Raw genomic sequence first — 14,503 nt, forward strand, 5'->3', positions numbered from 1 at the left:
ACTAGCCTGGAGGATCCCCAATAACGTTCCAGTCGTGTGTTTCATTCAACTTGCTCTCAATAACGTTTTCTCCCGTTTATTAGTGGCCTGAACTGCCTTGGAATGTTAAGCGGTAGTAGAGTGGTTATAGATAGCAGTATTGCGGTGATACGGCGTTCTGCTTTCAAAGAAAAAATACCGCCCTAGGGTGATTGGCTAAAGCTAAGGGCGGGCGCAGAATAGGCTCCTTTTTATTTACCTACCTTGTCTATGCAAAACCCGGTTGTTATTTGTGTATTGCTGCTGATGTGCAGCAATCTGTTTATGACCTTCGCCTGGTATGGTCATCTTAAAGGTATGAGCAGCAAGCCCTGGCTGATTGCCGCACTGGTAAGTTGGGGCATCGCTTTATTTGAATACCTGTTGCAGGTGCCGGCCAATCGTATTGGCTATACGGTAATGTCGGTGGGGCAGCTTAAGATTATTCAGGAGGTGATTACCTTAAGCCTGTTTGTGCCCTTTGCGGTGTTTTATTTAAAGGAGCCGCTAAAGTTGGACTACCTGTGGGCAGGCCTGTGTCTGATGGGGGCAGTGTTTTTTATGTTCCGCGATAAGTTGGCTTAATGTCGTAAAAAGGGGCCTTATGGCCCCTTACATAAATTTGTCGACTTCGATTTCGTCAATTTTCCAATCACCGCCGATTTTAAGCAGGTTGACGGTACGCAAATCCTCTTTCTTTTCGCCGTGATCGGTACCCGTGAAGAAAATCACCACTGAGGCCTTATCTGAGAACTCTGAACGCATTTTGTTGTTGCCAGAGTCCACCATCATTTCCACTTCCTGGTAGGTCAGGTTCATAACATGGCGTTGGAAGTTACGACTGGTTTTATAGTTTTTCAGCAGGCGCGCCATTTTTGGCGAACTGAGCTTAAGCACTTCCTGCATATTTTCGTCGTGGTAGAGATGATCGAAAAACTCAATAGCCGCATACTCGGGTGTACCCTTGGCGAGCATACCGTAACGGCCCACGCCGTCAGATTTCTTCCCATCGCTGCAACCGCTTAATAATACTAAACCGGCCAGCAAAACACTGGTTAACAGGGTTCTCAACATCTTCTTCCCGTGCATGACAGTAATTGGAATTGTGAGTCTGCAAGCTTGCCTGCAAAAAGTAAAGTTTGCGTGCGCTAACCTTAGACTGCTGCCTGATACCCAAATAAAAAAAGCGCTCAGTTGAGCGCTTTTTCTTAGAGCCTGATGAGGATTACTGTTCCAGTTCAGCGTCAGTAAAAGTACCGGCAAACAGCGGGCTGGACAGGTAACGTTCAGCCGAGCTTGGCAAAATAACCACAATGGTCTTGTCAGCATTTTCCGGCTTTTCGGCCAGGCGCTTGGCGGCTACCACCGCGGCGCCAGAGGAAATACCGGCCAGAATACCTTCTTCACGCATCAGGCGATGGGCCATTTCCATGGCTTCGTCGTTACCGACCTGTTCAACTACGTCCACTAAGTCCAGATCCAGGTTACCTGGAATAAAACCGGCACCAATCCCTTGAATTTTATGAGGGCCAGGGGTTAATTCCTGACCGGCTTTGGCCTGGGTGATAACAGGTGAATCGGTAGGCTCTACGGCCACAGACAATATTGCTTTACCCTGGGTGTTTTTCAGGTAACGGCTGACACCAGTAATAGTACCGCCAGTACCTACGCCCGCGACGAAGATATCGACTTTGCCGTCAGTGGCATTCCAGATTTCTGGCCCGGTGGTTTTTTCATGGATTTCAGGGTTAGCCGGGTTATCAAATTGCTGCAGCATCACGTACTTGGACGGATCGGAGTCAACAATTTCCTGGGCCTTGGCGATAGCGCCTTTCATGCCTTTAGGGCCTTCGGTCAGTACCAGATTGGCGCCCAGGGCTTTTAACAGTTTGCGACGTTCCAGGCTCATGGTGCTTGGCATGGTCAGGGTCAGTTTGTAACCGCGCGAGGCCGCCACAAAGGCCAGGGCAATGCCGGTATTGCCGCTGGTCGGTTCTACCAACTCTTTACCTTCGGTCAGCACGCCGCGTTTTTCGGCATCCCATACCATGTTGGCGCCGATACGGCACTTTACGCTGAAGCTCGGGTTACGGGCTTCGATTTTGGCGTACACGTTACCGCCGGTAACGCGGTTCAGTTTAACCAGCGGGGTATTACCTATGGACTCAGAATTATCTTTAAATACTTGCATGGTGATTCCTTGCGTAACGGCCGTCGCTCAGGTCAATTTGCCAGGCGCCGGACTAAAATTTTGCCCCCTGTTTAGGGGAATGTGTAATAGATTAAGGCTCTGAGACTAAAAACAAACTGCTTTTTCGCTATATGATATTGTGAATAATCACAATCACTCAGAGTAGTCTATGTCCTTTACCGGTACCGATAACTATATAGCCAGCCAGGAATTGCAGTTGGCCGTTAATGCCGCCATTTGTTTACAGCGTCCGTTGTTGATAAAAGGAGAACCGGGCACAGGAAAAACCCTGCTGGCCGAAGAGGTGGCTAAAAGCCTGGATACTGAGCTGTTTGCCTGGCACATCAAGTCCACCACCAAAGCCCAGCAAGGCTTGTACGAGTATGACGCAGTGTCACGGCTGCGTGACTCTCAGCTTGGTGATGCTAAAGTGCAGGACATCAGCAATTACATCGTTAAAGGTAAGCTATGGCAGGCCTTTGAAGCCCCGAAAAGACCAGTATTGCTGATCGATGAAATCGACAAGGCGGATATTGAATTTCCCAACGACCTGCTGCTTGAGTTAGATCGCATGGAGTTTCATGTTTACGAAACCCGCCAGACCATTAAAGCCCGGCAGCGCCCGGTGGTGATTATTACCTCTAACAATGAAAAGGAGCTGCCCGACGCCTTCTTGCGCCGCTGTTTTTTCCACTACATTCGTTTTCCTGAGCATGAAGAAATGCGCCGCATCGTTGAGGTGCATTTTCCTAAATTAAAACAGGAACTGCTGAATCAGGCGCTGGAGTCTTTTTTTAACTTGCGTGATATGCCGGGGCTGAAGAAAAAGCCGTCTACCTCTGAATTGATTGACTGGCTGAAATTATTGGTGGCCGAAGATATTCCACCCGAAGCGCTACAACGTAAAGACGCCAAGCAGAGTATTCCGCCGCTGTACGGCGCGCTGCTGAAGAATGAACAGGACATTCACCTGTTTGAAAAACTGGCGTTTATGGCCAAACGCTAATGCTGATTACCTTTTTCTTTCGTTTGCGTGCCTATGGTCTGGCAGTAAGCCTGCGGGAGTTACTGGACTTACTGGGGGCGTTAAAAGCCGGTTTGGTGTTTGCCGATATGCAGGGATTTTATTACCTGGCCCGCACTATATTGGTCAAAGACGAAAGCCAGTACGATAAGTTTGATCAGGCCTTTGCCGATTACTTCGATGGCGTACAAAACCTGGATTTATTTGCCGAGGTTCCTGAAGACTGGTTGCGTAGGGAGTTAGACCGGCACTTTAGCGAAGAGGAAAAACGCCGTATTCAGGCCCTTGGGGGGCTGGAAAAGCTGATGGAGACCTTGCGTGAACGCTTACAAGAGCAGCAAAAGCGTCATCAGGGTGGCAATAAATGGATTGGTACTGGCGGTACTTCTCCCTTTGGCGCCTATGGCTATAATCCTGAAGGGGTGCGTATTGGCCAGGACGGCAATCGTCAGTTTAGCGCCGCTAAGGTGTGGAATAAACGCGAGTTTCGCAATCTGGCCAACGATGTGGAACTGGGCACCCGTAACCTCAAAGTGGCACTTCGTAAGCTTCGCCAGTTTGCCCGCACCGGTGCCAGTGAAGAACTGGATATGCCTCAGACCATCCAGGGTACGGCCAGAAATGCCGGGATGCTCGACTTGCATATGCAACCGCTTCGACACAACAGTGTGAAACTCTTGATGTTTTTTGATGTGGGCGGTTCAATGGATGAATACATTCAATTATGTGAGCAGCTCTTTTCGGCGGTCAGAAGTGAGTTTAAGCACCTGGAATACTTTTATTTTCATAATTGTATCTACGAAGGGGTGTGGCAGGATAATGTGCGCCGTCACGAACGTTTGCCAGTGTGGGATATCATCCATAAGTATGCAGCGGACTATAAGGTAATTTTTGTCGGCGATGCCACCATGGGCCCGTACGAAATTACCTATCCCGGCGGCAGTGTCGAGCACTGGAATGAGGAGCCTGGCGCGACTTGGATGCAGCGATTGCTGGGGCACTTTAAGCATAATGTGTGGCTATGCCCGCAGCCGCAGGGGTATTGGCATTACTATGCGTCTATTAATGTGATGCGGCAATTAATGGGGGAGCGTTTTTACCCTATGACGCTGGAAGGCGTCACGCAGGCTATAAAAAAATTGCAGGAAAAACAATAATGCCGTCACAAGTAATGACACAGCAAGAAACCCGCGAAATTATTACCCCTTATGCCTTTAAGGTGGCCGACGATCTGCTTGGTACCCCGCTCGCCAGCCCCACCCGGCGGGGTATTGCACTCTTGTTGGACTTATTGCTGGTTGCCATGCTGGCAACAGTAAACAGTTTGATCCTGGCGGCGCTGTTCTGTTGGATGTTTTGGCATGCCAGCAGTCGTTTACATGCCCGCAGCCCGGAGAAACGCCGTAGCAATCTGGCATTGAGAATTGCCTCACTGTTTATGCTGTTTATTTTTGCGTTTGGGCTGTTTGAGGCGCTGGCACCTGAAGATGAATACAACGACGGCAGTACAACGGTAATGAGCGCAGCCCAGGGGCTGGCGGTGGTGGCGTTAACCACTAAACATCTGACAGGTATTGCCAGTTTGAAAGATGATATAGCTGGCGGTGCTTGTCAGCCTGCGCTGAACTGCTGGACAACGGCCGGTCAGGCGTTAGCCGATGATTTAGCTGACGCTGAGCTACCTAAAAGTAGCGCTAAGGAGCTGATTAAAGAGTTTGTTCGTGCGACCTCTGACAGCCTGGACAAGCCTGAGCGAAAGCAATTGGAGGCCGATTTATTGGCCCGTTATACAGAAAAGTTTCAATCCGCTGAGGTTGAAACTCAAACAGCGGATATCGCTGTAAAGGCAGAGGGGAACCCCAATGAGTGTGCCGACGCGGTGATTAATCAGAAATCCGACGAAGACTACAGTGTGATTAAGTGGGCGAAAGGACTGGCTGAAGATCTTGGCCTGGGTTTTGGTTGGGCAGCGTTTTATTTTTCGGTGTTTACCGCCTGGTGGCAAGGCCAGACGCCAGCCAAAAAACTGCTAGGTATTCAGGTTATCAAACTTGATGGTAAGGGCTTGAATCTGTGGGAAAGTTTTGGTCGCTATGGCGGCTACGGTGCCGGTGTAGCAACAGGTTTGCTGGGTTTTTTACAGATATATTGGGATGCCAATCGTCAGGCAATTCAGGATAAAATATCAGAAACGTTGGTTGTTGATTTACGCAAACCCAAAGTGGTGTTGAGTGAACAGCAGGTTGCCACGTTGGAACATCAATCACAGGCAGCAAACTGAGCGCTGCATTCGCATCAAAAAGGAAGAAACGATGAAAACCAAATCTCTACTTGCTCTGGCGGTAATGGGCGTTGTCAGTCTGGGCGCCAACGCCGATAGCATGATCACTGTCGTTAGCCAGGACATGGATGGCACTGAAACCACCAAAATCTATGTGGCAGATGGTAAGACTGTGGCGGTAAATGCGCAGGGACAGGCAGATTTTATATTTGATACTAAGAAGAACCTGGCTATCGCGTTAAATCATGAAGAGCAGCAATATGTGCATGTGAATTCTGAGCAAATGCAAAAGATGGCCGAAGGCATAGGCCAGATGCAGCAGCAAATGCAAAGCATGATGGAACAGCAGATGCAAGGCATGAGCGAAGAAGAAAAGGCGCAGATGCGTGAGATGATGGGCGGGTTTATGCCCGGTGCCAAATCTAACGAAGAAGTGCGCCTCAACGAAACCGGCAAGTCAGACAAAATTAATGGTCAAAGCTGTAAATGGATTACCCTGAACCGGGGCGACGAGTTGGTCAGCGAGGCCTGTGTGGTGAGTGTTAAGGATGTAGATATCGCCGACGATGACTTCGCTACCTTAATTGGCTTTTTAAATAAAATGCGCGAATTTGCCAGCCAAATGGGCGATAACGACGAGATGATGCTGAACCAACACTTATTGGACAAAAAGTTGTTGCCGGTGCAGATCAAAGATTACGAAGACGGCGAAACCGAGATTAGCACGCTAAGCTTTGCACAAAAGTCGGCACCGAATGGGGTGTTTGCTATACCTGATGGCTATCAGGAGATGCAAATGCCGGCAATGGAAGATTTCTAAGTCAGACTAAGACAGGTCGCATTGGTATTGCGGCCAATTCCACCGACATATGCCGTATTGCTTGTTAGGATGAGCTTATCCGGCAGGTGTGCGGCATTTTCACCTGCGTCAACCGGGGCAAGTTGCCCTTACTAAATAGCAATAAGAAAAAACTATGTTAGCAACAAGAAAACTAGCAACACCGGCCATACTGCTCTGCACCCTGATCTTCAGTCAGTTGGTACAAGCCAATAACCGTGAAATTGAAGTTGACCACAAAGTGGTCACCGAACATAAAACCCAGATTGAAGGTCAACGGGTGGCTTACTCCGCCACAACCGGCACTCAGCCTGTGTGGGATGACGAAGGCAAAGCTATTGCCACCTTGTTTTACACCTACTATCAACGCACCGATGTTAAAGACCAGGCATCCCGGCCTTTAGTGATTTCCTTTAATGGTGGCCCTGGCTCAGCGTCGGTATGGATGCATATTGCCTACACCGGTCCGCGTATTTTGAAAATTGATGACGAAGGCTACCCGGTACAGCCTTATGGCATAGATACAAACCCGTATTCGATCCTGGATGTGGCGGATATTGTGTTTGTGAATCCAGTGAACACCGGTTACAGCCGCGTACTGAAAGACACTGATGGCAAAATGCCCGCCAAAGATAAGCAAAAAGAGCAGTTTTTTGGGGTTAATGCCGACATCAAATACCTGGCTGAGTGGGTGAATACCTTTGTTACCCGTAACAACCGCTGGTTATCGCCCAAATTCCTGATTGGCGAGAGCTATGGCACCACTCGCGTGTCTGGCCTGGCGCTGGCTCTGCAAAATAACCAGTGGATGTATTTAAATGGGGTGATTTTGGTGTCGCCTACGGATATTGGTATTGAACGTGACGGCCCGGTGAAAGCGGCGAACCGTTTACCCTATTTTGCTGCGACCGCCTGGCATCATGGCAAACTGGATAAAGAACTGCAGGCACTGGATTTGGATGCGCTGCTACCGCAAGTGGAAGAATTTACCTTGAATAAGCTGATCCCTGCGCTTAGCAAAGGCAGCTTTATTGATGCGGCAGAGAAACAGGCCGTTATTGCTCAGATGGCGCGTTATTCGGGCTTAAGTCCCCAGGTCATAGCGCAAAGCAACCTGGATGTCAGTACGGCATTTTACTGGAAAGAGCTGCTGCGCGACGAGGGCAAGACAGTGGGACGTTTGGACAGCCGCTATCTGGGCATTGATGAAAAGGAAGTGGGTGATAAGCCGGATTACTGGGCAGAGCTGACGTCCTGGTTGCATTCCTTTACTCCGGCCATCAATTATTACCTGCGTGAAGAGCTGAACTATAAAACCGACATTAAATACAATATGTTCGGTCCGGTGCATCCTTGGGATCGCAGTGATAACAAGACCGGTGAGAACCTGCGTTTGGCCATGGCACAGAACCCTTATCTGAAAGTGATGATCCAATCCGGCTATTACGATGGTGCCACCAATTATTTTGATGCCAAGTACAATATGTGGCATCTGGATCCCAGCGGTAAGATGAAGGAACGATTGAGCTTCAAGGGCTATCGCAGTGGTCATATGATGTACCTGCGCCGTGAAGACTTAAAAGCCTCTAATCAGGACTTGCGAGAGTTTATCCGCTCGGCATTACCGGGCCAGCAATCCGCTCGCTATCCTCGATAAATAAAAAAGCCCCGATAATCGGGGCTTTTTTATACGCAAGCAGCGCTTTATTGCATGTGTATGAATAATAGGTATAAATGAACATATACAAAACGCCGTTACAGTCCTTTGTCACAGTTTTGCTACATTGTAAGCTGTAGCGCTCTCATTCAGACGAGGACGGTCCGGCATGCCTGGACGATTTATGTACTTAACATCAGTTCGTAATATGCTATGGCTTGCCTTGTTCAGCCCATTTTCTTACGCCACATCGGAGTCGGCGACCATGTTGGATCCTCAGATCACCCAGATTCTTCTTATTGTTGTGTTGGTTGTTGCACTGACCATGGCCGGTGCCTGGTTTATGGCCCGCCGCCGGGTAACGCAGCAACAAACCGAGATCGCTGAACAAACCGCGCAAATCCAGAACAAACAGGCGTTGTTGGATGGTTTTAACCTTGGCATGTTACATCTGGATAGCCAAGGCAATGTGCTGTATGTAAACCGTATCGCCGCCTATTGGTTAGGTGGCAAGGCTGATTCGCTAACTGGCACCGCCCTCAGTCGTTGGGTACAGGGTGAAGCGGGGGAGCGATTAATTGGTGCACTTTCCAGTTTGGTTGATTGCAAAGTGCAGTGGTATAGCCCTAAGGCTGAGCGACACATTTTGTTGAGTGCCCACCCTCTTAGCAAACCCAAAGATGAGCTCGCCATGCTCGTCACTTTGCAGGACATCAGCAATTATCAGCAGCAGATCACCGAATTACAGGATGAGGTGGCGTGTTTTGATGGTCTGCGAGGTCAGGCCGGTTTGGCGCAGCTAAGTTTAAATCTCAAAGACAAGCAGGCCATTTCGGATCCACTACTGCAAAGCTGGCTTGGCCTGACACAGGCAGAGTGCAGCCTGGATGGGTTTAAAAATAAGGTGCTCAGCAGTGACTGGGCTAACTGGATGCTGGCCATTGAGCACAGTATTGATAACAACGAGCTGGAGTTAACCGGCAGTCTGGAAACCCCGCAGGGGCCAAAGCCTGTCAGAATGTTGGGCCGCATAGTCCAACGTGATGACGGCAACAAGCCGCAATTGGTGCAGTGTCAGTTACAAGACCTCACCGATATTAGCCAAGCCAAGCGTAATCTGGATGCATCACAAAGTCAGTTTAAGTCGCTGTTAACTGCCAGTAGCCAACCTTTGTATTTGTTAAATGCCCAGGGCGAGTTTGTTGACTGCAACCTGGCATTTCAGCGCCTGTTTGGCGTCAGCATGATGCAATTGCAGGGCAAAACGGTGGAGCTGGTCGGACTCTTTGATGATGCTATTTGTAGCTTGCATCAATCCGGCGACCTGGCAATGTCTTCTTTGGCCGGACAGGGCCGTGAGTTCAACCTGGCATTTAAGGACGGCAGTTTACGCCCTCTGCGTTTTCGTTTGCAGCCACTGAAAGATGGTGATGGCAACCGACGTGGCACCTTAGGGCAGATTGAGGATATGTCTGAACTGAGAGGCATACAGGCGGATCTCAGAGATAAGCAACAACAGTTTGACCGCTTTATGAATGCCTCCCCCCTTGGCATTGTGCTGATGGACGCCGAGGAACATCTGCGTCAGGCCAATCAACCTATGCTGGAGCGTTTTGGTTATAGCGAACTTGAGCTGAATAAAATGTCGCTTTATCAGTTGTTCGCTGAGCCAGGCCAGGCCGCCAGAGCGGCCAAACAGTTACAACAGGGTAAACTTAGCGCCTTGCATGTCAGCCTCAAAGACAAGCATGGCAAAATTCACCCCAGTGAATTACATGTGCATGCCATAGGTGAGGGGCAGTACTTGTGCTGGATTGCCGACATGAGTGAGAAGGCCTTTCAGCAAGATAAGTTCGACAGCTTGTTGTCGCATAGCAGTCTGGCCATGGCGGTGCTCTCTGACAGTGGCTTTACCCGCCTGAATCCAGCGGCCTGCGAGTTTTTCGGTATTGAGGATGAACAAAAACTGTTTGGCTTCTTCCCTTATTCAGAAGGGCTGAACCCGGATACTGACTCAGCAGAAAAGCTAAAACAGAAGTTCCAGCAACTGCGCACAGACGGCAAAGCCTTATCGCTTGTGTGGCAGCACCAACATGGCAACGAAGCGCTACCCTGCCAGGCTACTTATGTGCCGATGTTTAAAGGCGGCGTATTGGAATCCGTACTCTGTATCTGGATGGATATGCGAGCCATTAATCAGGCAGCCGCCGAGCGTCTGGAAGCCATTAATCTGCGCCAGGCCGCCGAGCGGCAAATGGCTGAGCAGCAGCAATTACTGCAAAACAGTCAGGATCAATTAGCCAGCAAAGCCAAAAGTCTGGTGGATGCAGAAAGCAAGTTACAGCGCGCTGAGGAGAGCCTGTCCGAACAGCAGAACAAAATTGAAGATCTGGAACAGGCTCACCAGGACGTTACGGCTCACTTGCAGGAACTGCAGCAGGAATACAGTGACAGCTGTAAACAGTTGGCAGACAGCCAGCAGAATAATGCGGAACTGGAAACCCAATTACAGCAATTTAGTACAAAAGTCGGTGCGTTGGAAAAACAACGTAATCAGATTGCGGATGCCTTGCAACACAGTGAACGTCAGTACCGTCGCACGCAGCAGCAGTTGCAGGAAAGTGAAGAGGCGGGCCAGAAACTGCGTGATGAGCAGGATGCTCAAGCACAAAAGATGCAACAACTTGTTGAGCAAAATAATAGTCTTAAGAGTTCTATTCAGAGCAAAGACAAGCAAATCGAAGATGTTAGCGGGCAAATTAATACGCTGCAATCGCAACTGCTCAGCTCTGCAGAAGCCAGTGAATCCCTACGCACCCAATTGGCTAACCAGCGTAAAGCCAGCGAAGAGGCGCAGCAACTGCATCGAGAGGTTGAGCAACGTTGCCGTTTGGCACAATCTGAGCTGACCAACAAAGCCAGACAGATTGAACACTTGCAATACGAGATGCAGAAAGTTGAGGAGATGTCTTCGCAGCAGCGGGATGATCTTGAAGAGCAGCACAAGTTATTGCAGCAGGAATTGCAGGCCAAGCATCAGCAATTGCAGGACACTCAGAAGGCACTGGATGAAACCCGCCGCCAGTCTGAACAAGAAAAAGCCGAAAAGCAGCAGCAACAGGAACACCTGACCAAGTTGCAGCAAGAACTGAGTGAAATGGAACAGCGTGCCGCCGAGCAGCAGCAACAGGTGGAGTCGGTTGAACAGGAGTGGCTGAATAAACAAGCAGCCCTACAGCAGGAACTGGCCGATAAACAGCGCCAGTTACAGCAAACTGAGCAGATACTGCAAGATGCTAAACAGCAAACTGAAGCAGAAAAAGCCGAGAAAGCGCGTCAACAGGAAATCTACGACAAATTGAAGAGTGAGCTTGCTGAGGTGGAACTGCGCGCCGTGGAGCAGCAATCGCAGATGTCACAAAGTGATGAGCAGTGGCAGGCCAAGCAACAGGCTATGCAGGATGAACTGGTTGCCAAGCAGCAGCAATTGCAGCAGACCCAGGAACGTCTGAACGAGTATCAGCGCCAGGCGGACGATGAGAAGCAGCAGCGCCAGGAACAGCAAATGAAGCTGGACCAGCTTAAAGTGGAATTACAGGATGTGGAAAGCCGTGCCAGCCGTCAAAAAGAATTGATGGAAGGTAGTGACGAGCAATGGCGTCAGCATCAGGCTGAAATGGATGAGCAGAAGCAGCAATTACAGCAGGCGCTGGAACAGGCGCGTAAGCAAAACCAGGAAATGGAAAGCCAATTAAAAGGCAAGTTGTCTGAATTGCAGCAAGCCGAGAGTCAGGTGCAGAAAACGCAGTCTGGTGAGCAGAAGCTGCTTGAAGAGCTAAATCAATCCAGACGGGATGCCGAGGCCCTGAAGAAAAAGCTCCAGCAGCAGGAAGCACAGGAAGCCAGCTTGCAACAGCAATTGCAGGCCCAGCAACAGATTCTCAAAGACAGCGAGAGCAATATTCAAAAGTTGGAGGATGCGCAAAGTGCGTTAACCTCGCAGTTGCAGTCCGTGCAAAAAGAGTACGAGCAGAGCCGTCGCCAGTTGAATGATCAGAGCAGTAGCCAGTCCGATCTGAGCAGCCGCATGCAGGCGTTGGAACAAGAGCTTGAGCAAAGCCGGGCGCAGTTGGATGACAAAGAGTCCGCTCTGCAGGATGCGCAAAAAGCCCTGCACAGCAGTCAGCAGAAAATCGCAGAGCAGGAACAGGCACTGGTTGAAGCACATCAGCAGGAGCTGCAGCAGGCCAGAGCAGAGCAGGCCGAACAACCGCAAAAGGCCAAACCCGCTTTTGCCGAACAGCCAATGCCGGATAGTCCCAAGGTGTGGTTTGATTTGCTGCCTTACTTACAGAAAAATCCCCATACCGGCTCTCTGGCCGGGGCGCTGAATCAGTTAATGCAGGCATTGGAGAACGCGACAAACCAGGCCGATGCGGCTATTAATGAGGAAGATACCCGGTCGATGCTGCAAGCCACTCGACAATTGGTGAAGTTAGCAGAGCAGATTAATTCAGAGCCGCTGATGGACCTGACCAGTCGCTTGGAAGCGGCCGCAAAGCTGGGGCATCTGGATAGCATCTCTATCTTCTGGCCCAACGTAAAACGTTCATTGATGATGACACTAAGGGTTATTTACTCCCATCTGGATGGATAGGTGAGGTCCTACGGTGCTAAAGCGTTGCTGAAATACCTTGATGAATAATCAGAACAACCTCTGAGTTTACGGAGAAAAAATGAGAGCTTTCCTGCTTCAGGCCAGAGATCCGTTTGCGTTTTATGAGGTTTGCAAAAGGTACCGTGTGACCTCGCAATAGTCGTTCATCTTAAATTCAATGCTTACAGTAAATAGCTTGTTCACAAGTTAAGCTTGGCAGAAAAAATAACTTCAAATCTTATAGGCTTGCATCATTGTTTTTCTCAGGGGATACTGCTGTTTGACTTGGCTTTATTGATGTCAATGCCATAGTTAAAATAGGACATGGACAGTCTTGCGCCTGATGCTGGAAAATATGCATCGAGAAACCCTGAAATAATAGATGTTCATGTTGCTCGTTAAATTTAATCAGGGTTTAGATGGTGTCACAGAATAATATAAAAGGACTTGAGATGAATAAGATGCTACCTCTAACATTAACACTTCTTGCATCAAGCTACGTTGCTACTGCCAATTCCGATGATGCTTGGTATCTTGGTGCACTATATAATGCACAAGATATATCTACTGACGGTCGTGACTTTAATGCTTTTGGTATAACTGCCGGGTACCAATTTAACAATTATTTCTCTGTAGAGAGTCGATTCTCTAAAGGTACGTCAGGATACTCTACCTCTTATGATGCGCTAGAAACATCTAATAGGCGTTATAAGGAGGATATTGACTCGCAAGTTGCCCTTTTAGCTAAAGGCAGTTACCCCATTCTTGATAATTTCGAAATATATGCTTTGGTCGGATATACTAATACAAAAATTGAAGTTAATGGTTTGGGGTAATATAACTATGGTGACGGAATTATCACGGGCGATTTTCAGTATAAAACTACTTATACCGAGAATGGCTTGAGCTATGGGGTGGGTTTATCCTATCGTATTAATTCAAAATTTGATGTCTTCTTAGATTATCAGGTACTTCCAGACTTTGAGCCTGCCTCAAATTATTCTGTAGGCTGGAAAAGCACTACATTAGGTTTGAATTACTCTTTTTAGTAAATTGAACGCTGTCTTTTGAAAATCTAGTGTTTGGTCATTGTTGAAAAACCGTGACCATTTTCAACCTGCTGCAATTTCATTGAATTGACCTTTGGCTGATGTCAGCCATTAGTTGTGATAGGCCAGAAACTTTTTTCTGTTAACCAATTGGGCCTTTCATGAGATAACCAAGAATAAGCAAAAGGTATGCTGTTTTACAGAGGGATATAAAGAAATTAAATTTCTTGTGAGAAATCCTTTTTAATTTTTGTTTTTTATTTTAAATGTAAATGTTTCGCGCGCTTAAATTTCCTAGATTCAATGAATGGATATCGTCTCTAGCATATAAGAGAATTTTATTGTGCTTAATTTCAAACTGGTCAGTCTCATTACGTCAGCGATCACGTTTATTTTATGTATTGTACTTTTCATTTCTCCCAATTTGATTTTCATCCTGTTTGGAATTGAACCGCATAGTTCGACGTATTTTGTCGGCCGAAGAACGGCGATACTGCTGCTGGGCATTGCATTGCTGACCTTTTGGGGGAGAAATGCGCCTCACTCTGAAGCCAGGCAAGCTATCTGTTTGAGTCTGGCAATATCAATGCTCGCATTGGCTTTGCTTGGCTCAGCTGAATTCCTTCGTGGTTTTGCTGGTACAGGTATTTGGCTGGCGATCACAACGGAGATGCTGCTAGCTTTTCTGTACGTGAGAATTTGGCGATACGGCAGACAGTAAACTCAATCGTTGATAGTTAGTCCCATCAGTGGTGGTTTCGTTTGTACTTTTAACAAATGCCCATTAG

General features: G+C 48.4%; 11 protein-coding genes. 9 read left to right on the plus strand and 2 right to left on the minus strand.

Translation table 11 applies throughout. The features are described 5' to 3' along the window. Positions 1-249 precede the first annotated feature (249 nt). Positions 250-603 (plus strand): DMT family protein, encoded by a 354-nt coding sequence (locus KJY73_RS06755; RefSeq protein ID WP_214341805.1) that lies wholly within the window; start codon positions 250-252, stop codon positions 601-603. A gap of 27 nt (positions 604-630) precedes the next feature. Here KJY73_RS06755 and KJY73_RS06760 read toward each other — a convergent pair whose 3' ends face one another. Both KJY73_RS06760 and cysK read right to left on the minus strand, forming a co-directional pair. Then, a complete protein-coding gene (locus tag KJY73_RS06760) occupies positions 631-1,092 on the minus strand; it encodes a hypothetical protein (RefSeq protein ID WP_214341808.1) in 462 nt (153 codons plus the stop codon). A gap of 151 nt (positions 1,093-1,243) precedes the next feature. Further along, entirely contained in the window at positions 1,244-2,209 is a 966-nt protein-coding gene (gene cysK, locus KJY73_RS06765; RefSeq protein ID WP_214341811.1) for a cysteine synthase A, read from the minus strand. 169 nt (positions 2,210-2,378) lie between these two features. Between cysK and KJY73_RS06770 the strand changes: the two genes are divergently transcribed. From KJY73_RS06770 to KJY73_RS06810, 8 genes are all read left to right on the plus strand, one after another. Further along, complete coding sequence (locus tag KJY73_RS06770) at positions 2,379-3,215, plus strand: AAA family ATPase (protein ID WP_214341814.1); 837 nt, start codon at positions 2,379-2,381, stop codon at positions 3,213-3,215. Continuing rightward, positions 3,215-4,390 carry a vWA domain-containing protein gene (locus tag KJY73_RS06775; RefSeq protein WP_214341817.1) on the plus strand — a complete coding sequence of 392 codons (1,176 nt, stop codon included), beginning with the start codon at positions 3,215-3,217 and terminating at the stop codon, positions 4,388-4,390. Before KJY73_RS06770 ends, KJY73_RS06775 begins: the two co-directional genes overlap by 1 nt. Then, a complete protein-coding gene (locus KJY73_RS21735) occupies positions 4,390-5,514 on the plus strand; it encodes an RDD family protein (protein WP_232848414.1) in 1,125 nt (374 codons plus the stop codon). The genes KJY73_RS06775 and KJY73_RS21735 overlap by 1 nt, the downstream gene beginning before the upstream one ends. Positions 5,515-5,545: 31 nt before the next feature. After that, a complete protein-coding gene (locus KJY73_RS06785) occupies positions 5,546-6,334 on the plus strand; it encodes a hypothetical protein (protein ID WP_214341820.1) in 789 nt (262 codons plus the stop codon). Between the two features lie 154 nt (positions 6,335-6,488). Beyond that, positions 6,489-8,009, plus strand: coding sequence for a S10 family peptidase (locus KJY73_RS06790; protein WP_214341823.1), 1,521 nt, complete (start codon positions 6,489-6,491; stop codon positions 8,007-8,009). Positions 8,010-8,193: 184 nt separating this feature from the next. Next, on the plus strand, positions 8,194-12,666 hold the full coding sequence (locus KJY73_RS06795) for a PAS domain S-box protein (protein ID WP_214341826.1): 4,473 nt from the start codon (positions 8,194-8,196) through the stop codon (positions 12,664-12,666). Positions 12,667-13,118: 452 nt separating this feature from the next. Next, positions 13,119-13,502, plus strand: a complete 384-nt coding sequence (locus KJY73_RS22035) for an outer membrane beta-barrel protein (RefSeq protein WP_214341828.1) — start codon at positions 13,119-13,121, stop codon at positions 13,500-13,502. A gap of 556 nt (positions 13,503-14,058) precedes the next feature. Next, positions 14,059-14,436, plus strand: coding sequence for a hypothetical protein (locus KJY73_RS06810; protein WP_214341834.1), 378 nt, complete (start codon positions 14,059-14,061; stop codon positions 14,434-14,436). Positions 14,437-14,503: the final 67 nt, after the last annotated feature.

It is taken from the genome of Bowmanella yangjiangensis (assembly GCF_018531185.1).
Taxonomy (GTDB): domain Bacteria; phylum Pseudomonadota; class Gammaproteobacteria; order Enterobacterales; family Alteromonadaceae; genus Bowmanella; species Bowmanella yangjiangensis.